We start from the raw sequence: 24020 nt of genomic DNA, 5'->3' as shown, positions 1-24020 counted from the left end.
TTATTATCAAGTCACTTGGTTAATGATACCAACCATTTGTGTAGGCTAAATTACCCAAGTTCGCGTGGGCTAGGGCTTTTCTAACTAGTTGCTCATCATTTTCACATGGTACAAGCTGGTTATTGCTATACGTATAGGTTGTTGCTGGTTTTTGTGGTTGTAACACCACCACTTTATTATCGTGCATGTAGGCAAAGTTTTTGTCGTATTGCATCATTGCGCGTTGTTTGTTGTCGCTAATTGGCTTTGATAAATCATGACCTATCATTGGGTGCTTACCACTTGCGCCAATTAAAGACAGTAGAGTAACAGGAATATCGAGCTGGCTGGCTAGTTGGCTATCTCGTTTATGGGTAATACCTTTTCCAAAAATAACGGCCGGAATTTTAAAGTGATCCACCGGTACTAAATTTGAACCCGATACGCGCGAGTCGTGATCGGCAATAACTATAAATACAGTATCATCCCAGTAGCTCGATTTTTTAGCTTTTTCGATAAAGGTGCCTAGTGCGTAATCGGCATACTTGGCAGCATTATTACGGGTTTGTTTTTGTTTATCGTACAGCGTTATTTTATCGTCAGGAAAGTCATACGGGCTATGATTAGAGCTTGAAAATATAAGGCTAAAAAAGGGTTTGTTTTGATTTTTAAGCTTAGTAAGTTCTATGTCGGCTTGGTCGTACAAGTCTTCGTCTGATGCGCCCCACGAGCCATTAAAGTCTATTTTTTTAAAGTTATTTGTATCTACGATACTTTTAAAACCGTTGCCTAAAAAGAAGCTGCGCATGTTATCAAAATGGCTTTCGCCACCATAAATGAACTGCGTGTTGTAATTTTGCTTCGCTAAAAAGTCAGCAATGGTAAAAAAGTCACGTTGTGATTTATCAAGCTTAACAACTGCACGCGAAGGCGTTGGTGTAAATCCTGTAATTACTGCCTCAATTCCACGTACTGAACGTGTGCCCGTGGCGTATAAATTATCAAACCCCCAGCCTTGTTTATAAAGGGTGTCTATATTAGGTGTAAGTGGTAAACCGCCAAGCGTGCCTACATAACGAGCACCTAAACTTTCTTGTAAAATAATGACTAGATTTTTGGGTTTACCTGTATTACTTGCGCCATGAAACGTTTTTGTAGGGGCGGTTACATCACTAAATGCGGCTTGCGTGTTTTGCATGTTACTGCGCACAATACTAAGCAATTCATCGGTGGGCATTTTGCCATAATAGTCTTGGCTTGATTGCTCATTAGAAAGTTGCTTAACTGCAAATGCGACGCTATAAAGGGAGTTAAGGGTTAAGTCGTTAAGTAAGTGATCAGTAGAAAACGAGACCATGGCGGGGTTAAGTGGTCTGTGTCCTAATGAGTTGCGGGCGCCAAAAATAGTTAAGCATACTAAAACAAGCGCTAAAATTGATTGATTTAAACCTGTTAGTGATGACTTGCTTTGCCATTGATTGCTAAATATTTTACTTGCAAATTTACAGCTTAAAATAAGTGCTATAACAGCAATAAATACTTCTAACTTATAGCCTGAAAAAATCATTTTTGAGACTTCTTTAGGGTAAATTAAATATTCTATAAATAAGCGGTTTGGGCGTAAATCGTACTCGTTTATAAACGTAGGCGTAATCACTTCAAAAAAAACAAGTAAAGCAGACATCGTCACTAAATAAATTTTAATGAGGCCGCGTACTTTATTTTGCCACCCTACGCTTTGCATCAGTAAAGTAAGTAGTAATGCGGGCATAATAATGTAGCTTAGAGTGGCTATATCAACTCTTAAACCACCTATAAATATAGATAACCACGCATGCGATCCAAATACACGCTCCCCTTGCCATACACTTAATCCAAAGCGAGCAAGTGTTAAAAAGCTAAGTGCCAAAACAGCAAATACAACAAAAATCCATACAGGGCCAAGTGCATTTTGTATTTTAGGTATAAAAGTTAGCTTTATGCCCATAAAACAGCCCACCAAATAAGAGCGGCAATTAGCATAGCTATAAACACGCTTGCAGAGGCTATATCTTTAGCTAGCCCCGAAAGCTCATGGTATTCACTGCCAATTCTATCAACTACAACCTCAACTGCCGTATTTACCAGCTCAGCAAACAATACAAAAAGCAGGCTAGCTATAAGCAGTAATTTATCCCTTAGTGCAATTTCTTGTAGCCACACAAACACACCGAGTAATGAAAACAGTGCTAGCTCTTGTTGAAACGCCGCTTCAAATCGACTCATCCATTTTAAGCCGTTAAAAGAATGGCTTAAGGTAAAAATAAGGCGCATTAAGCCTTGGCGTTTTATAACGGTTTTATTACTCATAGTTTTATTTCGCTTGGTGTTGTTTGGCAGTTAGCAAGTAAATCAAGTGATGCCTGATACGTTTTGCTTTTAATGCCAATTAAATTTAAAAGGGTGTGAAAAATATTGTTGTGTGAGCGTGCAGCGCGGGTGTCTAGATTAGCTAAACAGGTATTAGTAATGCGCTGATTATGCTCATCAGCCCACATATAAAGAGGAACGTGCGTTTGTGTGCTAGGTGCAAAGCTATACGGAAAACCATGTAAATAAGCACCGGCTTCGCCAAGTGATTCACCATGATCAGAGACATATAAAAACTGCTTATCTATGTTGTTTGGCAGCGCTTTTAATTGCTCAATTACCTGGGCGTTAACAAAGTCGCTGTACGCAATTGTGTTGTCGTAGGTATTAACTAATTCATCGAGTGAGCAGTTTTGAATGTCGCTTCTGTCGCACGTGGGCGTAAATTGCTTAAATTTTTCTGGGTAGCGTTTAAAGTAGGTTGGTCCGTGTGAGCCCATCATGTGTAGGACGATAACGGTATTAGCTTGGTTTAAATTAGCTAGTTTGCGCTTAAGTGGAGCAAGCAGTGCTTCATCAAAACAATATTTTCCATCGCAAAGCGCTGATGGGGTGATTGGGATATCAATGTTAACAACACGGGTGCATACGTTTTTACAGCCGCTGTTGTTATCAACCCACAGTACGTCGCTGCCAGCTTGTTGTGCTAAATCAATCAGGTTTTGTTGGTTGTCGGCTGCTAATCGATCAAAGTTATCTTGTGTTTGCAGTGAAAACATACACGGCACAGACACTGCAGTAGCGGTGCCACAAGACGCCACATTATTAAAATACGTCACATTATACTTTTGTGTATAAGGGTTGGTGTTGCGCTTATAACCTTGATAAGCAAAGTTTTCTGCTCGTGCGGTTTCGCCAACAACTATAACTGTTACGCTGGTGGTATTAGGCGCAATTAGGGTAGGTGCTGCATCTATGTTTTTAAATTCCATATTGGTATACAGCAGCTGATCGCGCATATATTTATAACCGCTAGAGAGATACTGAAATGGGATGAGTTCTTTTTTCAAAATGCGGTTATTGCGGCCAGTGGCTGCGTAGTCGGCGTAAAAGTTTACGACCACTAAAGCAATTAATGAGCAGCACGCTACAATAAGTTTTATACGACTAATTGCTTCTTGGTGAGGACGGGTAAAGTGTATTTTTACTTTGCTTAATATAAAAACAGGTAGCGCACAAAACAGTAGTAGAAAGCCTATGAGCTGAGGATTTAAATAGCTCAGCGCTTCACTTGAGTCTGTTTCGAACGTGTTTTGAATCATTGAATAGTCAAACACGACGCCGTAATTTAATGAGCCGTAAAGTACGGCACTCGAAATTATCAGTAAAAGGTAGTTAATTGGTTTTAGTAACCACCTAACCGATACTATTGAAAAGAAAATAATTAAAAGGCATAACAACAGCAGTGGCACTGAAAGTAAAAATAGCCATGAAAAAGATGCAAGGGAGGTGATGGCGCTAAACGAACCTTGAATAAAAGGAATGTTTATAACTAGACAGTAATAACAGGCAATCATCACTACAAAGGCATTTGCACTACAGTGAATGTAAAACCGCTTACTACGATTTGGCTTTTTTTGTGCTGGTGTTTGGCTAGTTATGTTCATATTTAGGCTCGTTTAAAATAACAACGCCATGCTATGCAACAACACTTAAGAGTCGCTTAAGAGAACCTACGCATTACCTGAAGGTGATAAATAATTTTATTTATAAAAATATTCTCAAAAATTAATCAAACCTTAAATAAGGGATATAAGAATAGTGAATTTCTGAGGTTAAAATTAGAGCATAAAAAAACCACTACCAGCTTGTATAATGAATTTTAAAACCTGATAAATTGCCTTTTAGTCTTTTTGTTAGATTAACTTTGGTGTTGACTTAAAGGGCCTAGCGCGGTACTAATATAAAAAGAGAGCGAAGGAATAACCTTCGCGATAATTGAACAAAATTTGGTATTAATTACATGCTTACAAACGCACTTAACCTAGTCCTGATTATTATCGTGGTGATTATTCCCGCGAGGGCTTCGTAGTGCTTTAAAAACTTAAGCATTAAAAAAGCCCTCCGCACTTAACCGTTCGGAGGGCTTTTTAGTTTTAAGGGTAAAATTTGTAATTGGGTTGTCACTGAGGAATGAGGGTTTATTAATGACAGGCGCAGAACTAACAATCGACTTATTGGCCAAACACGGCGTAAATGAAGTATTTGGCTACCCAGGCGGAGCTATTATGCCAATTTACGATGCGCTGTATGGCGCGCCAGTCAAACACTACCTAACTCGCCATGAGCAAGGTGCAGGGTTTGCAGCTGTTGGTTATGCTCGTAGCACACGTAAATTAGGCGTATGTTTTGCAACATCTGGCCCAGGTGCAACTAATTTAATAACCGCTCTTGCTGATGCGATGATGGACTCAGTTCCGTTGTTAGCGATCACCGGCCAAGTGCCTACTGCAGCTATTGGTTCAGATGCGTTTCAAGAAATAGATGTACTAGGTATGTCGCTTTCGTGTACTAAGCACAGCTACATGGTAGAACGAGCTGAAGACTTAGCAGAGATATTACAAGAAGCAATTCATTTAGCGCAAAGCGGCCGCCCAGGTCCCGTACTTGTCGATATCCCAAAAGATATTCAAATGGCGCAAGTCCCTTTTAAACCTTGGCTAGCCGCTGATGAATACTTACCAGAGTTAGATTTAAAGCAAGTTGCTATTGCTAATCAATTGTTGAGTGAGGCTAAACAGCCTGTAGCGTATGTAGGTGGTGGTGTACAAGCCGCTGATGCGCAAGACGAGCTAATGCAATTTTTAAATAAAACTCAGATGCCAGCTGTATCAACACTAAAAGCATTAGGCAGTGTATTACCAGATTACGAACATTACTTAGGTATGTTGGGTATGCATGGTGGTCAAGCCGCTAATATTGCCGTGCAAGAATGTGATGTACTTGTATGTATAGGGGCACGCTTTGATGACCGCGTAACAGGCAACTTAGCTAAATTTGCAGCTAAAGCTAAAGTAATCCATTTAGATATAGATGCTGCTGAAGTTGGTAAGCGAAAACCTGCTAAAGCTTCATTAATTGCCGATTTAAAAACGTCGTTACCCGCACTTGAGTGCTTTGTAACACCTAAAGCTTGGTGTGACACAAATAAAGAAATGAATATTAAGCATGCGTGGCGTTACGACTACCCAGGTGAGAAGGTTTTTGCACCGTACTTATTAAACCAACTAAGCCAACGCATGCCAAAAACAGGGGTTGTGTGCTGCGATGTTGGTCAGCACCAAATGTGGGTAGCACAACACATGAAGTTTACTCATCCGAGTAATCATTTAAGCAGTGGTGGCGCAGGCACAATGGGCTTTGGTCTACCTGCGGCTATTGGCGCGCAAGTAGCACGCCCTGATGACTTTGTTATCACTGTATCGGGCGATGGTTCTATAATGATGAATATTCAAGAATTGGCCACTATTCGTCGTAACAATTTACCTGTAAAAATATTAATTTTAGATAACCAGCGTTTAGGGATGGTTCGCCAATGGCAAGAACTATTTTTTGAAGGGCGTTATTCTGAAACTAATCTGTCGGATAACCCAGACTTTGTGCAATTAGCTGCTGTATTTGGTATCCCAGGGCAAACAATTACTCACGCTAACCAAGTTGATGATGCGATAACTGCATTAGTTAACAGTAAAGGTCCGTACATAGTACATGCCTGTATTGATGATAAAGAAAATGTTTGGCCGCTTGTACCACCTGGGGCTGCTAACGACGAAATGATGACGGAGAAAGCAAAATGAAACATAGCCTAACTATTGCATTAAAAAGCCAAAGTATAGCGGTAGAGCGCTTTTTACGAGTGGTGCGTCATCGTGGTTTTGACCTTACGCATTTTCAGCTCAATATGGACGATGGTTTTTATAATGTAGACATGACGGTAGATAGTGATAAACCAATTCACCTTTTAACCAGCCAGTTAAATAAGCTGGTGGATGTAAAAGAAGTCACTTTACAAAATTTACAGCAACAACAGGCTGTGTAATTACGAACTGAAAAACAATTTACGAGTAACTGAATCACTCGGTTACTCACCAATTTTAGAATGAGGAATGCCCGCTTATTTTGCGGCAAAAACTGAGGTAACTATGGCTAAATTAAGAAGTGCAACAACAACTGAAGGGCGTAAACGCGCAGGCGCTCGTGCATTATGGCGCGCAACAGGTATGACCGACACCGATTTTGGTAAGCCGATTATTGCCGTAGTTAACTCGTTTACACAATTTGTACCAGGGCATGTTCACCTTAATCAGCTAAGTGAACTTATGGCTGAAACCATTACACAAGCCGGTGGCGTCCCTAAAGAATTTAATACTATTGCGATTGATGATGGTATTGCAATGGGTCACGGCGGCATGCTTTATTCGCTGCCTTCGCGCGACTTAATTGCTGACTCGGTTGAGTATATGGTAAATGGTCATTGTGCTGATGCGATGATTTGTATTTCAAACTGCGACAAAATTACTCCAGGAATGATGCTTGCAGCACTACGCTTAAATATTCCGGTAATATTTGTATCAGGCGGTCCAATGGAAGCAGGTAAAACTAAGCTTGCTAACATCGATATTAAACTTGATTTAGTAGATGCCATGGTTAAAGGCGCTGATGAATCGGTAAGTGATGCAGATTCAGAGCAAGTAGAGCGCTCTGCGTGTCCAACATGTGGCTCGTGTTCAGGCATGTTTACTGCAAACTCAATGAACTGTCTGCTAGAAGCGATTGGTTTAGCACTTCCGGGTAACGGCACGACGCTTGCGACTCATAAAGACCGTAAACAACTTTATGTTGAAGCGGGGGCTCGTATTGTTGATTTATGTCGTGAGTATTATCAAAAAGATAATCAAGATGTATTGCCACGTGCTATTGCTAACAAAACAGCCTTTATGAATGCAATGGTTGTTGATATTGCAATGGGTGGCTCGTCAAATACGGTATTGCATTTGCTTGCTGCAGCGCAAGAAGCGGGCGTTGATTTTGATATGTCGCACATTGATGCGCTCTCTCGTAAAACACCATTTTTATGTAAAGTTGCACCAGCGACACCTGAATATCACATTGAAGATGTGCACCGCGCAGGCGGCATGATGGCAATCGTACGTGAACTTGGCAAAGCAGGCTTAGTTGATATGTCAGTTAATCATGTTGCTGGGTCAACTATGGCTGAGCTCGTTAAAAAATGGGATGCAACAGATCCTACTAACGAAGCAGCGCGCAAATTTTACCGTGCTGGCCCTGCGGGCATTCGTACCACTAAAGCAATGAGCCAAGAGTGTCGTTGGGACGAGGGCGATAATGACCGTGTTAATGGGTGTATCCGAAGTGTCGAACACGCTTTTCGTCAAGATGGTGGCTTAGCTGTACTTTCGGGTAATTTAGCAGTTGATGGCTGTATTGTTAAAAGCGCTGGCGTTGTTGATGAAATGCTACATTTTGAAGGTACTGCAGTCGTGTACGAGTCACAAGATGATTCTGTAGAAGGTATTTTAAACGATGAAGTAAAAGCCGGTGATATCGTGGTTATTCGTTACGAAGGCCCTAGAGGCGGTCCAGGTATGCAAGAAATGCTATATCCAACTAGCTACTTGAAATCAAAAGGCCTAGCTGAAAAATGTGCACTTATTACTGATGGTCGCTTTTCGGGTGGTACTTCGGGTTTATCAATTGGTCATGTATCACCAGAGGCGGCAAGTGGTGGTGCAATTGCTTATGTTGAAAATGGCGACAAAATCATTATTGATATCGCAACCCGTGAAATTACGTTAGCGTTAAGTGATGAAGAGCTTGATGCACGTAAACAAAAACAATTAGCACGCGGAAAACTGGCGTACAAACCAGTTGATCGTGAGCGCTATGTATCGTCTGCCTTAAAAGCCTATGCATTACTTGCAACAAGTGCTGATAAAGGCGCAGTGCGTGACTTAGCTAAATTGGAGGCGCTTAGTTAATTATGGTCTCTCAAGAGCTCGATTATTTTCGCGCTATTATTCAAGCAAACATGGAGCCTTTGGCTAAAGTTACCGAGGTCAGCGAAATGGCTGAGCTTGGTGCTAAATTAGGTAACCATGTTTGGTTAAAGCGTGAAGACCAACAGCCCGTGTATTCATTTAAATTACGCGGTGCGTATAACAAATTAAATAAATTACCTAAAGGCTCAGTGGTTATCACTGCTTCAGCGGGTAATCATGCTCAAGGGGTTGCACTAAGTGCTTCTCACTTAGGGCATCAAGCCACAATTGTAATGCCAGTAACAACGCCTGAAATAAAAGTAAGTGCGGTACGTGCGCTTGGCGGTGAAGTTGTGCTACATGGGCATCATTTTGATGCCGCAAAAGCACATGCGCTTGAGCTTACAGAGCAACGAAACGGTATATTTGTTCCACCATTTGATGACCCAGACGTCATTGTTGGTCAAGGTACTGTAGCACGTGAGCTCATGCAGCAATTAAACGAGCTTGATGCGGTGTTTATTCCTGTTGGCGGCGGCGGTTTACTTGCTGGGATGGCGGTTTATATCAAATCGCTGCGTCCAGATATAAAAGTAATTGGTGTAGAAGCCGACGAAAGTGCATGTTTACAAGCGGCACTTAAAGCAGGTAAACCGGTAGAGCTTGAGCGCGTTGGTAGTTTTGCTGATGGCGTAGCGGTTAAAATTATTGGCACTGAAACATTTCGCTTAGCGCAAAAGTTTTGTGATGAAGTTATAACCGTCACCAGCGACGAAATATGTGCTGCCATGCAGGATATTTTTGTATCTACCCGTGCAATAGCAGAGCCTTCAGGTGCACTTGCAACGGCAGGGCTTAAAAAGTGGAGCCAGCAGTCTGGTTTAAAAGGGTTACATTTAGCGGCTGTTTTATCCGGTGCTAATTTAAACTTTGATCGCCTGCGTTATGTTGCAGAGCGCACTGCGCTGGGTGAAAAAAACGAAGCGTTATTAGCGGTTACTATTAAAGAAGAAAAAGGCAGCTTTAAACAGTTTTGTGCTTCTTTAGGTGGCCGTGCTATTACTGAGTTTAACTATCGTTATGCAGGACCTGGTGAAGCACAAATATTTGTAGGTATTGCCCTGCGCCAAGGCGAGCAAGAGCTTAATGAGCTAAAGCAAGACTTAACAAATAATGATTACCAATTTTGCGATCTGTCGGATAACGAACTCGCTAAATTACATGTGCGCTATATGGTTGGCGGAAAAGCACCCGAGCAATTACATGAGCGCTTACTTCGCTTTGAATTTCCGGAGTATCCAGGTGCGCTTGCACGCTTTTTAGATACTTTAGGTAGTAATTGGAACATTACCTTATTTCATTATCGTAATCACGGTGGTTCGATGGGGAATGTACTGGCAGGTTTTGCTATTGAGCCGAGTCAGTATGAGATGTTTAACGAGCACTTAAACCGTTTAGGTTACAGTGTACAAGATGAAACACAAAATCCGTGCTTTAGCCAATTCTTAACATCAAAGCCGCAAGCAGAAAAAGCCGAAAAACTCGCCTCAGTATAGTCCTTCTTTATAGGCAGGCACCTAACTAGGGTGCTTGCTTTATTACACGTTTTACATATAGTTACAGGTAATCGTCATACTTTTTGAGGACACCTAGTTGCTAGTTAAAGGATTAATCATTGGATTGTGCTTTTTTTGTAGCCATATCGCGGCGCAAGAATCAGTCACATTACAGCTAAAATGGACACATCAGTTTCAGTTTGCTGGCTACTATATGGCAAAGCAAAAAGGCTTTTATAATGAAGCGGGCCTTGATGTAACCATTAAACAAGCTAATCCAATGAAACCTGATACCTTTGCTCCTGTCGCCAGTGGCGAAGCACAATTTGGAGTAGGGCATTCTGGTATTTTACAGCAACGTATAAATGGCCAACCTCTTGTTGCTATGGCTGCCTTATTGCAATTTTCACCTTACTGCTGGATGGTTAAAGACACGTCTGATATTTTTCATCCACGTGACTTTGTTAATAAACGTATCACTGCGGTAAGCAAAAATGATGGCACTGAACTACTTATTATGCTTAAACGCAGTGGCGTTGATGTGGATAAACTCAAAGTTTACGATGGCGAAAATCCAGGCCAGGCTTGGATTGAAAACAAGCTAGATGCTATGCAAGTGTATGTTACTACAGAGCCTTATTATATGACTCAACAAGGCGTTGCTCATCGACTTGTTTGCCCACAGCGTTATGGTATGGATGTATATAGCGACATTTTATTTACCAGCGAAAACATGCTTAAGAAAAATCCTCAAACGGTCGAAAAATTCTACCAAGCGAGCCTAAAAGGGTGGCGTTATGCAATGATGAACATGGATGAAGCCATTGCAGTCACCCAGCAAAACTATGCACCGGGTAAAAGCTTTTATCAGCTCGCTTTTGAGGCTGAAGTACTAAAAAGTTATATAACCCCACCCACCACCAGTTTAGGACATATGTCGATAGCAAAGTGGCGCTTAATTGCGGACTTATATGGCATACCGCAAAACGAATTTGACGAAGTGAAATCTCACTTTATTTATAAATATCAAGAACCTAAAAAGATGCAGTTATCGTGGATGCTCATGGCAGCTATTTTGGTAAGTATTATTTCAATACCTTTGTATTTACGGCTGATTTTTAGTAAAAATTAACTGCTTAGGTAATTCACGAAGCTGATATAATTAATTGTCTTTTTTATTTTTTAAGCTGTTATGACTTTAGCTGAGCAATTTTTAACACTTGATTCACTTTTAATGCATCATCGTCAGTATTGGCAGTGCACTGCATTTGATTTTGACACTATACCTTGGCCAGAGCTACAAGGCATACTTAGCGAACTAACTGATGATCAGGTAAGCGTTCTTGATAACGATCAAAACCAGCTATACCAATTTTTTAGCCAACATATAAGCCAACTTGATGAACTTGCAAAGTTATGTGAGTTACCTAGCTCGGCCCACTCTCAAGCTGATTATCCATTTTGGATAAGTAACGGCATTAAAGGTCGTAAGTTTGCACAGTTACAAGATTTTGTATCTGCACTACCTAATACCAAGCAACCTGTTTTAGAGTGGTGCGCGGGTAAAGGGCACTTAGGTCGAATGCTTGCGTTTAATGGCGCAAGTAATGTGCATAGTATTGAACTGCAACAAAGCTTATGCGAGCAAGGACAAAAAAGTGCACAGCAACAAGGCTTAGCAATGCACTTTAGCCAAGCCGATGTATTAAAAGACGATATCACTCAATTTTTTAATACAGATATGCATGCTGTAGCACTTCACGCATGCGGTGGCTTACACCAAGCATTTATGCGCCAAGCAAGTTTAGCGAAAGTACAGCAAATTAGCTTTTCACCTTGTTGCTACCATTTATTCACGGCTAATGAGTACCGTGCAATGAGTGAGGATGCAAATAAAAGTGAGCTTAATCTAACGCATCGTGATTTAAAGCTCGCATTACAAGAAACTGTGACAGCGCCTTCTCGTCTGGAAAAAGTACGTAAAACAGAACTTGAGTGGCGACTTGGTTTTGATGCACTAAGAAAGTCGATCACTGGCGAGCAATATTACGTAAGCGTACCTTCGGTCAACAAAGCTATATTCTCAGATTCGTTTAAATCGTTTTGTGCATGGGCTGCAGATAAAAAGGCATTAAAATTACATCAAGATACTGATTATATTAAGTATTTAGAGGTTGGGGTGGCTCGAAAAAAAATAACTGATCGAGTTGAACTGGTTCGACATGTGTTCAGAAGGGCAATTGAAGTTTGGCTTGTGCTCGATCGTGCTTTATATTTGCAACAGCAAGGTTATCAAGTAAGCGTTAAAACGTTTTGTGAAAAGCAGTTAACGCCTCGTAATATTTTGATTCTTGCTAATGTCCATTAAATTTCCGTCCTGACTTAATAAGAGATGCAATGAGAAAGTTAAAAAATTTATTCGATAACAACAAACGTTGGGCTGCTCGTACAAGTGAAGCAGACCCTGAGTTTTTTAAAATTTTATCTATGCAACAAAATCCAGAGTATTTATGGATTGGTTGTTCAGACTCTCGTGTACCTGCAAATCAAATAGTTGATTTATTACCAGGCGAATTATTTGTACATCGTAACGTTGCTAACGTGGTTGTACACACTGACCATAACTGCTTATCGGTTATGCAGTACGCTGTAGAGGTTTTAAAAGTAAAACATATAATGGTAGTAGGTCACTATGGTTGTGGTGGCGTACAAGCCGTTTTAAACAATGCTAAATTTGGCTTTATTGATAATTGGCTACGCCATGTAGGAGATGTAAAAGAAAAGCATCTTGAACAACTTGACGCAATGCCAGAAAGCGAACGTTTAAGCCGCCTTATTGAGCTAAATGTAATTGAGCAAGTACGTAATGTGTGTCGTACTAACATTGTGCAAGATGCCTGGGAGCGAGGCCAAGAACTAAGCGTTCATGGTTGGGTTTATGGTTTAGAAAACGGCCATCTTCATGATTTAGAATCTGTAGTAACGTGCGCGAGTGAAGAAACACAAAGCTACAAAAAAGCAGTACAGTACGTACTTAAAAAAGTGGGTGAAAATAAATAAATCCATGACTAAAACGGCGGTGTTAATAGGTGCTACAGGCTTGGTCGGTAATGAGTTGCTCCATAAGTTACTTAATAGCGATCGTTATACAAAAGTAGTTACGTTAAGCCGTCGAGCTCTGCCTGTCACACATGCAAAGCTAGTTAATCACGTTATTGATTTTGAAAAATTAACTCAATATGTTGAGCTTTTTAAAGGTGATGTATTGTTTTCGTGTTTGGGCACAACCCGTAAACGAGCGGGCTCGATACACGCTCAGCGTAAAGTAGATTTTGATTATCAGTTTATAGCGGCGCAGTTAGCGGCATGTAATGGCGTTACGCATTATTGCTTAGTGTCATCAAGCGGGGCAAATACACACAGTAATAGTGCTTATTTGAAAATGAAGGGAGAGCTTGAGCAACATATTAAAGCACTCCCTTTTGATAAAATAAGTATTTTACAACCATCTTTATTATTAGGTGATCGTGAGCAATTTAGAGTGGCAGAAAAGATAGGCAGTATTATTTTTCCTGTTATTACACGATTTGCGTTTTTAAAGCGTTACAAACCAATAACTGGCGAGCAAGTTGCGCAAAAAATGCTGAGTGTGAGTTTAGCTCAGCGGGCTAAGTTGTCTTATTATGTACTTGATGAGCTATTTGAATAAACTGAGTAAAACGCAAAAGGCAGCCTAAGCTGCCTTTTTTGTACATTAAATTAATACCAATTTTATTAAAAAAATGATCATTTTAGCGTATTAAATAACTCACTAACTACGTTAAAAATTATTTATATAGAACAACTATGTACCATAATTTTAGCCTTGTTATTGAGCTATTTTCTTATCGCTATAATAGAACACTAATTTAATGCAATTGGTATAATTATTCAGCGTCAGTTTTAGCGCTAAGTTGTTGCTCAAGCAATGAAACTTTAGCTTCAAGTTCGGTTAACTTTTCGCGAGTACGAATAAGTACTTGGCTTTGCACATCAAATTCTTCACGGCTCACAAAGTCCATCTCAGCAAGCTTGTTTTGTAGAACTTGCTTTGTTTTACCTTCGAGTGTGTCTGCTAGGTTTTTTACACCTTGCGGCATATTGCTAGTAATTTGCTTAGCAATTTCTTCAAGTTTTGCTGGGTTGATCATATTTGTCCCTTCGGCATTGCCTAAATGATAATAACTAATATTACCTTATACCCACGGTATTTAACACATGATCATCTTTACCTTAATTAATTAAGGCAATTGCTATGCTCGCTGTAATGGTTACGTTAAAATTGCGCGTCTTTTAAATTTCTTTGGTCGTTATGAAACTCAATCCTAAACAAGATGAAGCCGTAAAATATATTAGTGGTCCCTGCTTAGTACTCGCGGGCGCAGGCTCTGGTAAAACCCGTGTTATTACGAATAAAATCGCTTATTTAGTGAAAAAATGTGAGTACAAAGCGCGAAATATAGCCGCTGTTACTTTTACCAATAAAGCAGCCAAAGAAATGCGTGAGCGAGTACTGCAAACGCTCGGTAAGCAAGACGCTAAAGGTTTATGGGTATCAACGTTTCATACACTCGGTTTAGAAATAATAAAAAAAGAGTTGAGTACATTAGGGTTTAAACCCGGCTTTTCGTTATTTGATGATCAAGATACCAATCAGCTTCTTAGTGAGCTTACCGAAGATGAGCTCAAAAAAGACAAGGACTTACTCAAACTACTTAAAATGGAAATTGGTAGTTGGAAAAACGAATTAGTACTGCCAGAGCAAGCAATACGCGAAGCGCGTGATCCGCAAAAAGCATTGTTCGCGCAGTTATATGGGCGCTATCAAAACCAGCTGCGTGCTTATAATGCACTGGATTTTGATGATTTAATTATGATCCCTACTTTGTTACTTACTAATAACGCCACATCTCGTGAGCGCTGGCAGCAACGCTTTAAATACTTGCTGGTGGATGAGTATCAAGATACCAACACAAGCCAATATCAACTTGTTAAATTGCTAGTAGGCGAGCGTGCCCGTTTTACTGTGGTAGGTGATGACGATCAATCAATTTACTCATGGCGTGGTGCTCGCCCGCAAAACTTAGTGTTATTAGGTAAAGACTACCCAGGGCTTAGACTTATAAAGCTTGAACAAAACTATCGAAGTGCAGGGCGAATACTAAAAGCGGCTAACATTTTAATTGCGAATAACCCACATGACATAGAGAAAAAGTTATTTAGTGAGCTAGGTTATGGTGAGCCGATTAAAGTAATAGGGTGCCGCGATGAAGAGCATGAATCTGAGCGTGTGGTTGCTGAAATAATTTCACATAAGTTTATGAAGCGAACCAGCTATAAAGATTACGCGATTTTATATCGTGGTAATCATCAAGCACGTGGCTTTGAAAAATCACTAATGAGTAACCGTATCCCTTATAAAATTAGTGGCGGTATGTCGTTTTTCGCTCGCTCAGAAATTAAAGATATTATGGCATATTTACGTTTGCTAGTTAATCAAGATGATGACAATGCTTTTTTACGTATCGTAAATACACCGCGACGCGAAATAGGTACGGTTACCCTTGAAAAGCTTGGTACGCTTGCTAATGAAAAGCACGCGAGCTTATTTGCTACCTGTTTTGATAACGATTTAGGCTACAGACTAAAAGGGCGTGGCTTTAATGCGCTTGCTGGATTTGCACGCTGGGTTGTTGAGCTATCTGATAACGCAGTACGCGGTGATACGCTCGAAGCTGTTAAAGACTTAGTGCGTAATATTAATTACGAGGCATATTTGTACGAGTCGTCACCGAGTGCAAAAGCGGCTGAAATGCGTATGAAAAACGTATCAGAGCTGTATCGTTGGATAACAGATATGTTGACCGGTGATGCCGACAACGAACCAATGACATTAGCCGAGGTTGTTAGCAAGCTAACCCTTCGCGATATGCTTGAGCGTAACGAAGAAGAAGATGAAACCGATGCAGTGCACTTATCAACACTACATGCATCAAAGGGCTTAGAGTACCCGTACGTATTTATGGTGGGTATGGAAGAGGGTTTACTTCCGCATCAGGTAAGTATTGATGAGGACAACGTAGATGAAGAACGTCGCTTAGCTTATGTTGGTATTACTCGCGCACAGCAGGAGTTAACACTTACTTATGCAAAGGTACGTCGTCAATTTGGTGAAACCTCGCAAACTGAATTAAGCCGATTTGTACAAGAGTTACCGCAGGACGATCTCGCGTTCGAAAACAAAAAGGCGCCAAATACCCAAGCAGAGCGCATGGAAAAAGGCCAAGCAAGAGTCGCTAACTTACGAGCGATGTTTAAAAAGCCTGAGTAATACCTCAGGCTAACTTTATAGAGACTGAGTTGCTTGCACTTCAGGTAACTCAGAGCATACTAAAGCGTGTTGTTTACCTACAAAAAATGCCAAACCGTGTTTATCTAATAAAGCTCTAAAATTAAGGATTGAAGGGCCTTTAGCAATGACCTTCATTGCTTTGAGCTTTGTAATTGCAAGCACGCCCTGTAGCTGAAAATCGTAACTTTCTTGTTGTAAAACACGTTTACTAAAGGTCGAGCTAAGTAGTAAATAATCAAAATTAATATCGGTTAGTAAATTAAGTTCGCACCTGTCTTTAGCAAAATTGTTTAAACCAATTGAATAACCAAGTTGTGATAGCATTTTGAGGTTTTTTATTTGCGTTGCACATGCGTGGCGAATTTCTTGTTCATCAAATAATAAACAGAGTTGGCTTTGTCCTTGTTGTTTATTTAGCGTATCTGTAAATAAAACAAATTCGTGTTCCTCAAGTAGCAAACCAGAGCAAGGAACCAATGCCATAGCTACATTTGCAGTAATTGCTTGTGCATAGGCGCGTTGTAATAGTTGTAACTCTACTTGCAGATGCTGCTCTTTATCTGATGCAAACTTTTTCAAAATATCAAAGCTAGTAAAGCCAAGTATTGGGTGTTCACCAAATGCTTCAAATAAAGATTCAGACTGTTGTTGCTCATCAAGCGTAATTATTTCTGAGCTTCTAAAACTCATAGGTAATATATCAAGGTGATGTTGTGCTTTTAGAGTCTGCGCAGGTATTGATTGCGTTAATAGCGGATGAAATAACTCGTAGCGATTTTTTCCTGAGTTTTTGGCGTGATACATGGCGGCATCGGCATCACGAATAATTTCATCTGTATGCGTATAGCTTTTCTTTGAGTAGGTTATCCCTATACTTGCGCCACTTTGTAAAGACTCACCTTTAAGATAAAAAGGTTTTTTCATTAAATCTATAATACGATTTGCAACATCTTCTGCTTGTTGAGGCTCAGTTAAATGGGTTAATAAAATAACAAATTCATCCCCGCCTAAGCGTGCTAGTAAATCATGCTCGCGTATACATTGGGCAAATAACTCACTTACGTTAATTAAAAACTGATCGCCTGCATGGTGGCCAAGCTGATCGTTAATATCTTTAAATTTATCTAAATCGATAAACAAAACAGCAAAGTGGTGCTCAGGAAAACGTTGATAATGTTGTAGCGTTTTTTCGAGCTGAGTTAAAAATAGACTACGATTAGGCAAGCTCGTAAGTGAATCGTGATGTGCATCATGATAAAGCTGCTGCTCTATTTTTTTTCGCTCATCTATTTGCATTTGTAAGTGCAGATTAGTTTGACGCAATTCTTTGGTTTTTTCGTTTACTCTAAATTCGAGTTCTTGATGGCTTTTTGCAATTGCTTGATTGACGAGCTTTGTTTGTAAAACAGCTGCAATTTGATGCGATACAAAGGTAATTAACTCGCAATCATCTCGGCTGAATATATGTTTGTTATCGTAGGCTTGGCAAACAATAAGGCCGATAACACCTTGAGCTGTTTTAAGTGGAGCGCCTAACCAGCTAGTGGCCATTTGCTCTTTTGGTACAGGTGCTGAACGTTGTACCACACCGCTTTCTATTAATTCTTTTGCTCTACATGGGTGTATTAGTTGTGTTTCTTCGGTGCTTATTACCAGTTCGCTATAACCTTTAGCAAAGCGCCTTGGCTGTGTATTTTCTTTAAATTCATCTACGCAATAAGGAAAACTAATCCACCCTGTTTCTTTATCATAAAGTGCAATATATAAGTTTTCTGCGTAGGTAATTGTTTTTATTATTTCGTGTATTTTAAAATAAGCGTCATCAAGGTTTTTAGCTTGTGTTGCTATCTCAGATATTTTAAATAGAATTTGTTGGCGTTGAAGTGCGCGTTTACGCTGCTCTATTTCAAGGTTTAGTGCATCGTTACTTTGAGTGAGTGCGCGGGTGCGAATTTTAACTTCTGACTCAAGAAGCTCTCGTTTTTTTACACGCTCTATTGCTGTTGCCAAATAAAGCGACATAAACTCAAGTAATTGTATTTGCTGTGAGCTATAGCCTTGTTTTGTATCGTAACTTTGAGCTGCTAATACGCCGATAATATTGTGTTCTTGGTAAACCGGTACGCCTACCCAGTGTTCGGCAGGAGTGCCTAATGCTTTAAATAAACCTTCTGCTGCAGCATCTTGCATTTGCTGCTTGGTAAAACATGTAGTTTTACCCTGTTTAAATACATAACCCGTGGCGCCTTCATCAAAGCTATTTGATTGATTAAGAGCAACAGCAATACCATCTTTTTCATCTGAAAAGTAAGAAAGTTCCAGTGATTGACTGTACTGATTTAGCAGCACCACATAAAAACTTTTACTAGGTACGTACTTTTGTAAAATATCATGGATGGCGGGGTATAGCAGGGTTAGCTCGGCCACAGTACTTGCCTGCTCTGATAATTGGATCAGGGCATTTTGTAAGTGATGTGATTGTTTGTATTTCTCGAGAAGCGCTCTAAGGCGTTTATTTTGATACGCCAATTTACTCGATACTGATAGTTTATCTTCCAATGATCTAACCGGCTATTTTTATTGTATAGTTATTAGCCTTATACTTTCACTTTTAGTGCTTATCGTCAAGTTGATATTCCTACTAAAGCAGTAGCTAGATACACTATTTTAGGCATTAAAAAAGGCTTACAGAAGTAAACCTTTTTTGTATATTTCAATCGAGCTTATTTAGATGTCATAAAGTCGATAGCAGCACTAATCTCATCATCAGAACAATCCATACACGTGCCTTTTGGAGGCATAGCATTAAAGCCATTTAGCGCATGCTCAAGTAAAGTATCTTTACCTTTAGCAATACGTGGAGCCCAATCGTCAGCCGATTTAGGCGCGCCTAGTGCACCAGTGCCGTGACATGCAAAACATGCACCTTGATATACTTGCTCACCAGAACGAGGACCTGTAGGCGCCGCTGCAACTGCAGCTTTATCGCCTTCAAGGTATACAGCACCAACCGGCGCGAGACGTGCTTTAATTGCATCTTCAGTCATAGAGTTATCATATGGCTGTGCGTATGCAGTGGTTGCTAGCAATAATAATGCTGCAGCTGTTAATTTTTTCATTTTGCCTTGCTCACTTCGATTTGAACGTGATCAATCACGATTAAAGATGACGGAAATTAAACCGATTATAACTCTCTGAGCCAATTTATAAAATGCTAAGAGGCGTTTTTATTAATAAAACTGACTACTTTTTGCGTTAACGCAATAAAATTTAATTATTTACTGTTTTTTGTTAAGCAATTTAATAAGCGCAATCAGTCATACAATTAACTTTTTAGATCCTAAGATCAAAATCAATTTATTGATAATACGCTACTAACTAGTTTTGCGATCCCTGCGTCGGCTTCAAGAATCGATTCTGCCAACATGTAAGCAGGGGTGGTAACTAGCTTATTTGGTTCATCGATAACTACACCGTCAACCGCACAATCTATATGTTTAGCGCCTAATGTGCTTAGCGCTTGTGCTGTCTCTACATCGTTACCAATAGTAAGTGCGGCGTTATCGTAAATAAATGGGATCAATGCGGGTGCAATACACATATAACCTGCAGGCTTATTCGCTTTTGCAAATGATTTACAAGCATTAAGGACGTCCTGATTGATATTTGCTTTTGCGCCTTTAATTGCAAAATCGCATAAGTTTTTTGCAGCACCGAAACCGCCAGGTACAATTAATGCGTCAAACTGAGTCACGTCTAGTTCAATCAGCGATTTAATGTCACCTCGTGCAATGCGAGCAGCTTCTGTTAATACATTGCGTTTATCAGGCATTACTTCACCTGTTAAATGGTTAATGGTATGAAGTTGTTCAATATCTGGTGCAAAACACTGATACGTTGCGCCATTTTTGGCTATATGTAATAAAGTTAAAATTGCTTCATTAATTTCACTACCATCGTACACACCAGACCCTGCTAATATTACTGCTACGTTTTTCATGCTTTTGTGCCCCTAAAGTCTTTTTTATAAGTCGATCGGATGAAGTTTAACATGCTCAAAATTTCTCGCGAAAATAAATTTTTAGTACAAAAATCATTCGCAGTGCAAGTCGTTTTGCGGTTTATGCCATTTGCGATCACTTTGCCTTTAAAAAAATTATAAAGGATCGCTATGATCTTCGATCCATTGTGCTAGAATACTCCTCCGGTTATTTAAATGGACGCGAATAATCAAAGTGAATAACAACAGAAGCAGTCGTTAGAAAACCTTTTTCCACATTGGTTTAAAATAATAAAAAAAGAACCTCGTATTATCTTTTTTAAATTAAAACATACAGTTAAAGTATTTTCTAGGCATTTTATAATGCTTTGGAAGAATAGCTCGTGGCTGTTATCTACACACTTATCCACAGCTTGCTCTAGTTTTAATAACACGATAAACAGTAATTCACAGTCGTTTTATTTACTACCTTATGGCATGCTTATAATTACCTTAATTTTTTGCATTTAGGATCCAAATTCACCATGGCTCAGATCCCCGAAAACCCACTTATTTTAGTTGATGGCTCGTCATATTTATTTCGTGCTTATCATTCTCCGCCGCATTTAACTAATTCTAAAGGTGAGGCTACGGGCGCTATTTATGGCGTGATCAACATGCTTAAAAGCTTGATCAGACAATATGATCCCTCACACATGGTGGTTATATTTGATGCTAAAGGCAAAACGTTCCGTAACGATATGTATAGCGAATATAAGGCAAATCGCCCGCCGATGCCGGATGACTTACGTACGCAAATAGCACCAATACATAGCATTATCAAAGCGATGGGTTTTCCGCTAATTAGTATCGAAGGCGTTGAAGCTGATGATGTTATTGGCACATTTGCACGCATTGCAACTGAGCAAAAACGGCATGTCCTTGTCTCCACTGGTGATAAAGACATGGCGCAACTTGTAAATGAACACGTTACATTAATAAACACGATGACCGACAGTATTTCAGATCCTGTTACCGTAGTTGAAAAGTTTGGTGTAGGCCCCGAACTTATTATCGATTACTTGGCACTAATGGGCGATAAGGTCGATAATATCCCAGGTGTTGAAGGCTGTGGTCCAAAAACGGCCGTTAAGTGGTTAGAGAAATATGGCTCGTTGCAAGGTGTAATGGATCACGCAAGTGAGATTAAGGGTAAAATAGGTGAAAAGTTAGCTGCAGCTCTCGATCATCTGCCTTTAAGCTACGAGCTTGCAACAATTAAGTGCGATGTTGAAGTTGAATCTGATCTTGATACGTTCAAATTACAAGAGCCAAATAAAGACGAATTAATTGCACTATATGGTGAGTGCGAATTTCGTCGTTGGTTAGCTGAGTTACTAGATAACCCCAAAGATGCAGAAACACATTTAGCTGTACCTACCGAAGCCACTGAATTACCAAAAGTAGAAGATGCTCATTACGAAACTATTTTAACGCAAGCGCAATTTGATACGTTGATAGAGCAATTAAATAGTGCCGAGTTATTTGCATTTGATACAGAAACTACCAGCCTTGATTATATGAAAGCGCAATTAGTGGGTATGAGTTTTGCCGTAAAAGCGGGTGAAGCTGTGTATTTACCTCTAGCGCATGACTACCCGGGTGCGCCTGAGCAATTAAGTCTGGAATTTGTAATGCAAAAGCTAGGTCCAATTTTGGCCGATGAAAACAAAGCTAAAGTAGGGCAAAACCTTAAATATGACAAAAGTGTATTAGCGAATGCAGGTTTTGCGCTAAACGGTATTAAGTTTGACACCATGCTTGAGTCATACGTATTTAATAGTGTGGGTACACGCCACGATATGGACTCGCTAGCACTTAAATATCTAGGTCATAAAAATATTAGCTTTGAAGATATTGCTGGCAAAGGTAAAAAGCAACTTACCTTCAACCAAATTGAACTTGAAAAAGCTGCGCCTTACGCTGCAGAAGATGCCGATATTACTTTGCGCCTACATGAAGTGCTTTGGCCAAAAATAGCGGCTGATGAAAAGTTAAAATCTGTATTCGAAGATATAGAAATGCCACTTGTTAGTGTGATTTCTGATATTGAACGCACCGGTGTTGCAATAGATAGCAATATGCTTGCAGCACACAGCCAACGATTAGGCGAGCGTTTAATTGAGCTTGAAAAAGAAGCATTTGAAATAGCAGGCGAACCATTTAATTTAAGCTCTCCTAAGCAACTACAAGTATTGTTGTTTGAAAAGCTTGGCCTGCCTATTATCAAAAAAACACCTAAAGGTGCACCTTCTACCGCAGAAGAAGTATTGCAAGAGCTTGCTCATGATTATCCACTACCTAAAGTAATTATAGAGCATCGTGGTTTATCAAAGCTTAAATCGACTTATACCGATAAATTACCATTAATGGTGAATGAGAAAACCCAGCGTGTACATACGTCTTATCATCAGGCAATTACAGCAACGGGGCGCTTGAGTTCAACCGATCCTAATTTACAAAATATTCCTATTCGTTCAGAAGAAGGGCGTCGAATTCGTGAAGCGTTTATAGCTGCCGATGGTTACAAAATTGTCGCTGCCGATTACAGCCAAATTGAGCTGCGTATTATGGCGCACCTTTCACAAGACAAAGGTTTATTAAATGCATTCGCTAACGGCTTAGATGTACACAGTGCAACTGCCGCTGAAGTATTTGGTGTAGAGCTTGATGATGTAACTACCGATATGCGCCGCAAGGCGAAAGCAGTAAACTTTGGTTTAATTTATGGTATGTCGGCATTTGGTTTAGCACGTCAACTAGATGTGCCACGCCATGAAGCGCAGCATTACATAGATAAATACTTTGAGCGTTTTCCTGGTGTATTAGAGTACATGGAAACAACACGTGAAAAAGCGGCTGAAAATGGCTACGTTGAAACAATATTTGGTCGCCGCCTACATTTGCCAGAAATAAACGCACGTAATGGCGCGCGCAGAAAAGGAGCCGAACGTGCTGCTATAAACGCACCAATGCAAGGTACTGCTGCTGATATTATCAAAAAGGCAATGCTGAGCGTTAACCGCTGGGTACACGAACAAGCGCCAAATACGATTAAGTTACTTATGCAAGTACACGATGAATTGGTATTTGAAATTAAAACAGACTGCGCACCAGAATACACAAAACATATTTGTGAGCTGATGTCGCAAGCTGCAGCGCTTGATGTGCCGCTTATTGTTGAAGCCGACGAAGGTGACAACTGGGAACAAGCCCATTAATGCAATTTGAGCATTTTAATTAAAGCGCCTTTTGGCGCTTTTTTTATGTTTAATAAAAATGACGAATAACAGCTATTTAATTAGCTATATGCAAGCTTTAGTTAAAATAAGGTTAATTTAAGCAACTATTTGTATTAAATAGTTATATGTTCGTCAATTCGAGCTGTTTTACAGGAATATGATTGTATTTTAATGCGTGCTTTTGTTAAAGTCCCGCCTGTCCTATCCTGTAGGACATCCTGTTGATGATGCATCTGAAAGGGTGCAACAAATTGATAGCTTCTCCCCAGTTTGCTATACCGGCCTACCAACTTGTTTGGTGGGCCGTTTTTTGTTTTACGCCTAAAAATCCTATCTAATTAATTCTTTTTTGCGCTATACCAATTGTATTATTCATTCGTCACTTCGAGGTGGTTTGGGTACATC

At 39.9% G+C, this 24020-nt stretch carries 17 protein-coding genes; 10 read left to right on the top strand and 7 right to left on the bottom strand.

Annotation, left to right across the window (positions count from 1 at the left end; translation table 11 throughout):
- Positions 1–19: 19 nt before the first annotated feature.
- From QMA08_RS13660 to QMA08_RS13650, 3 genes are read right to left on the bottom strand one after another with little or no spacing between them, the layout of a single operon-like run.
- Positions 20–1966, bottom strand: a complete 1947-nt coding sequence (locus tag QMA08_RS13660) for an LTA synthase family protein (RefSeq protein ID WP_290174731.1) — start codon at positions 1964–1966, stop codon at positions 20–22.
- Positions 1957–2328, bottom strand: coding sequence for a diacylglycerol kinase (locus tag QMA08_RS13655; RefSeq protein ID WP_007582120.1), 372 nt, complete (start codon positions 2326–2328; stop codon positions 1957–1959). The genes QMA08_RS13660 and QMA08_RS13655 overlap by 10 nt, the downstream gene beginning before the upstream one ends.
- Positions 2325–3995: a phosphoethanolamine--lipid A transferase gene (locus QMA08_RS13650; RefSeq protein ID WP_290174730.1), complete on the bottom strand. Its 1671-nt coding sequence runs from the start codon at positions 3993–3995 to the stop codon at positions 2325–2327. Before QMA08_RS13650 ends, QMA08_RS13655 begins: the two co-directional genes overlap by 4 nt.
- 540 nt (positions 3996–4535) lie before the next feature.
- Here QMA08_RS13650 and ilvG point away from each other — a divergent pair.
- From ilvG to QMA08_RS13610, 8 genes are all read left to right on the top strand, one after another.
- Positions 4536–6185, top strand: a complete 1650-nt coding sequence (ilvG, locus tag QMA08_RS13645) for an acetolactate synthase 2 catalytic subunit (RefSeq protein ID WP_002959891.1) — start codon at positions 4536–4538, stop codon at positions 6183–6185.
- Positions 6182–6427 (top strand): acetolactate synthase 2 small subunit, encoded by a 246-nt coding sequence (ilvM, locus tag QMA08_RS13640; protein WP_002959893.1) that lies wholly within the window; start codon positions 6182–6184, stop codon positions 6425–6427. The genes ilvG and ilvM overlap by 4 nt, the downstream gene beginning before the upstream one ends.
- Positions 6428–6530: 103 nt before the next feature.
- On the top strand, positions 6531–8387 hold the full coding sequence (ilvD, locus tag QMA08_RS13635; RefSeq protein WP_182712163.1) for a dihydroxy-acid dehydratase: 1857 nt from the start codon (positions 6531–6533) through the stop codon (positions 8385–8387).
- A gap of 2 nt (positions 8388–8389) precedes the next feature.
- Positions 8390–9943, top strand: coding sequence for a threonine ammonia-lyase, biosynthetic (gene ilvA / locus QMA08_RS13630; RefSeq protein ID WP_039485942.1), 1554 nt, complete (start codon positions 8390–8392; stop codon positions 9941–9943).
- Positions 9944–10040: 97 nt separating this feature from the next.
- Positions 10041–11075, top strand: a complete 1035-nt coding sequence (locus QMA08_RS13625) for an ABC transporter substrate-binding protein (RefSeq protein WP_290174729.1) — start codon at positions 10041–10043, stop codon at positions 11073–11075.
- A gap of 60 nt (positions 11076–11135) precedes the next feature.
- A complete protein-coding gene (locus QMA08_RS13620) occupies positions 11136–12311 on the top strand; it encodes a methyltransferase (protein ID WP_290174728.1) in 1176 nt (391 codons plus the stop codon).
- Between the two features lie 29 nt (positions 12312–12340).
- A complete protein-coding gene (gene can / locus QMA08_RS13615; protein WP_039485938.1) occupies positions 12341–13003 on the top strand; it encodes a carbonate dehydratase in 663 nt (220 codons plus the stop codon).
- Between the two features lie 4 nt (positions 13004–13007).
- Positions 13008–13652 (top strand): NAD(P)H-binding protein, encoded by a 645-nt coding sequence (locus QMA08_RS13610; protein WP_290174727.1) that lies wholly within the window; start codon positions 13008–13010, stop codon positions 13650–13652.
- A 217-nt stretch (positions 13653–13869) separates the two neighbouring features.
- On the opposite strand, the gene QMA08_RS13605 is transcribed toward QMA08_RS13610, so the two are convergent.
- Positions 13870–14133 (bottom strand): accessory factor UbiK family protein, encoded by a 264-nt coding sequence (locus QMA08_RS13605; RefSeq protein ID WP_002959905.1) that lies wholly within the window; start codon positions 14131–14133, stop codon positions 13870–13872.
- Positions 14134–14294: 161 nt separating this feature from the next.
- On the opposite strand from QMA08_RS13605, the gene rep reads away from it, so the two are divergent.
- Complete coding sequence (gene rep / locus QMA08_RS13600; RefSeq protein WP_165742838.1) at positions 14295–16313, top strand: DNA helicase Rep; 2019 nt, start codon at positions 14295–14297, stop codon at positions 16311–16313.
- Positions 16314–16328: 15 nt separating this feature from the next.
- On the opposite strand, the gene QMA08_RS13595 is transcribed toward rep, so the two are convergent.
- The 3 genes from QMA08_RS13595 to elbB form a co-directional block, all read right to left on the bottom strand.
- Positions 16329–18893 (bottom strand): diguanylate cyclase, encoded by a 2565-nt coding sequence (locus QMA08_RS13595; RefSeq protein ID WP_290174726.1) that lies wholly within the window; start codon positions 18891–18893, stop codon positions 16329–16331.
- 164 nt (positions 18894–19057) lie between these two features.
- A complete protein-coding gene (locus QMA08_RS13590) occupies positions 19058–19453 on the bottom strand; it encodes a cytochrome c5 family protein (protein ID WP_002959908.1) in 396 nt (131 codons plus the stop codon).
- 233 nt (positions 19454–19686) lie between these two features.
- On the bottom strand, positions 19687–20334 hold the full coding sequence (gene elbB, locus QMA08_RS13585) for an isoprenoid biosynthesis glyoxalase ElbB (protein WP_182696384.1): 648 nt from the start codon (positions 20332–20334) through the stop codon (positions 19687–19689).
- Positions 20335–20858: 524 nt separating this feature from the next.
- On the opposite strand from elbB, the gene polA reads away from it, so the two are divergent.
- On the top strand, positions 20859–23594 hold the full coding sequence (gene polA / locus QMA08_RS13580) for a DNA polymerase I (protein ID WP_138488411.1): 2736 nt from the start codon (positions 20859–20861) through the stop codon (positions 23592–23594).
- The last annotated feature ends 426 nt before the right edge of the window (positions 23595–24020 follow it).

It is taken from the genome of Pseudoalteromonas sp. APC 3355 (genome assembly GCF_030407615.1).
Classification (GTDB): Bacteria; Pseudomonadota; Gammaproteobacteria; order Enterobacterales; family Alteromonadaceae; genus Pseudoalteromonas; species Pseudoalteromonas distincta.
Note: the sequence above shows the minus strand (reverse complement) of the source record. Positions and strands in the feature narration are given on the sequence as shown.

Bases quoted from the DNA above. Each gene is read 5' to 3' on its own strand.
- QMA08_RS13660 (WP_290174731.1), bottom strand. From the start codon at position 1,966: ATGGGCATAAAGCTAACTTTTATACCTAAAATACAAAATGCACTTGGC.
- QMA08_RS13655 (WP_007582120.1), bottom strand. From the start codon at position 2,328: ATGAGTAATAAAACCGTTATAAAACGCCAAGGCTTAATGCGCCTTATT.
- QMA08_RS13650 (WP_290174730.1), bottom strand. From the start codon at position 3,995: ATGAACATAACTAGCCAAACACCAGCACAAAAAAAGCCAAATCGTAGT.
- ilvG (WP_002959891.1), top strand. From the start codon at position 4,536: ATGACAGGCGCAGAACTAACAATCGACTTATTGGCCAAACACGGCGTA.
- ilvM (WP_002959893.1), top strand. From the start codon at position 6,182: ATGAAACATAGCCTAACTATTGCATTAAAAAGCCAAAGTATAGCGGTA.
- ilvD (WP_182712163.1), top strand. From the start codon at position 6,531: ATGGCTAAATTAAGAAGTGCAACAACAACTGAAGGGCGTAAACGCGCA.
- ilvA (WP_039485942.1), top strand. From the start codon at position 8,390: ATGGTCTCTCAAGAGCTCGATTATTTTCGCGCTATTATTCAAGCAAAC.
- QMA08_RS13620 (WP_290174728.1), top strand. From the start codon at position 11,136: ATGACTTTAGCTGAGCAATTTTTAACACTTGATTCACTTTTAATGCAT.
- can (WP_039485938.1), top strand. From the start codon at position 12,341: ATGAGAAAGTTAAAAAATTTATTCGATAACAACAAACGTTGGGCTGCT.
- QMA08_RS13610 (WP_290174727.1), top strand. From the start codon at position 13,008: ATGACTAAAACGGCGGTGTTAATAGGTGCTACAGGCTTGGTCGGTAAT.
- QMA08_RS13605 (WP_002959905.1), bottom strand. From the start codon at position 14,133: ATGATCAACCCAGCAAAACTTGAAGAAATTGCTAAGCAAATTACTAGC.
- rep (WP_165742838.1), top strand. From the start codon at position 14,295: ATGAAACTCAATCCTAAACAAGATGAAGCCGTAAAATATATTAGTGGT.
- QMA08_RS13590 (WP_002959908.1), bottom strand. From the start codon at position 19,453: ATGAAAAAATTAACAGCTGCAGCATTATTATTGCTAGCAACCACTGCA.
- elbB (WP_182696384.1), bottom strand. From the start codon at position 20,334: ATGAAAAACGTAGCAGTAATATTAGCAGGGTCTGGTGTGTACGATGGT.
- polA (WP_138488411.1), top strand. From the start codon at position 20,859: ATGGCTCAGATCCCCGAAAACCCACTTATTTTAGTTGATGGCTCGTCA.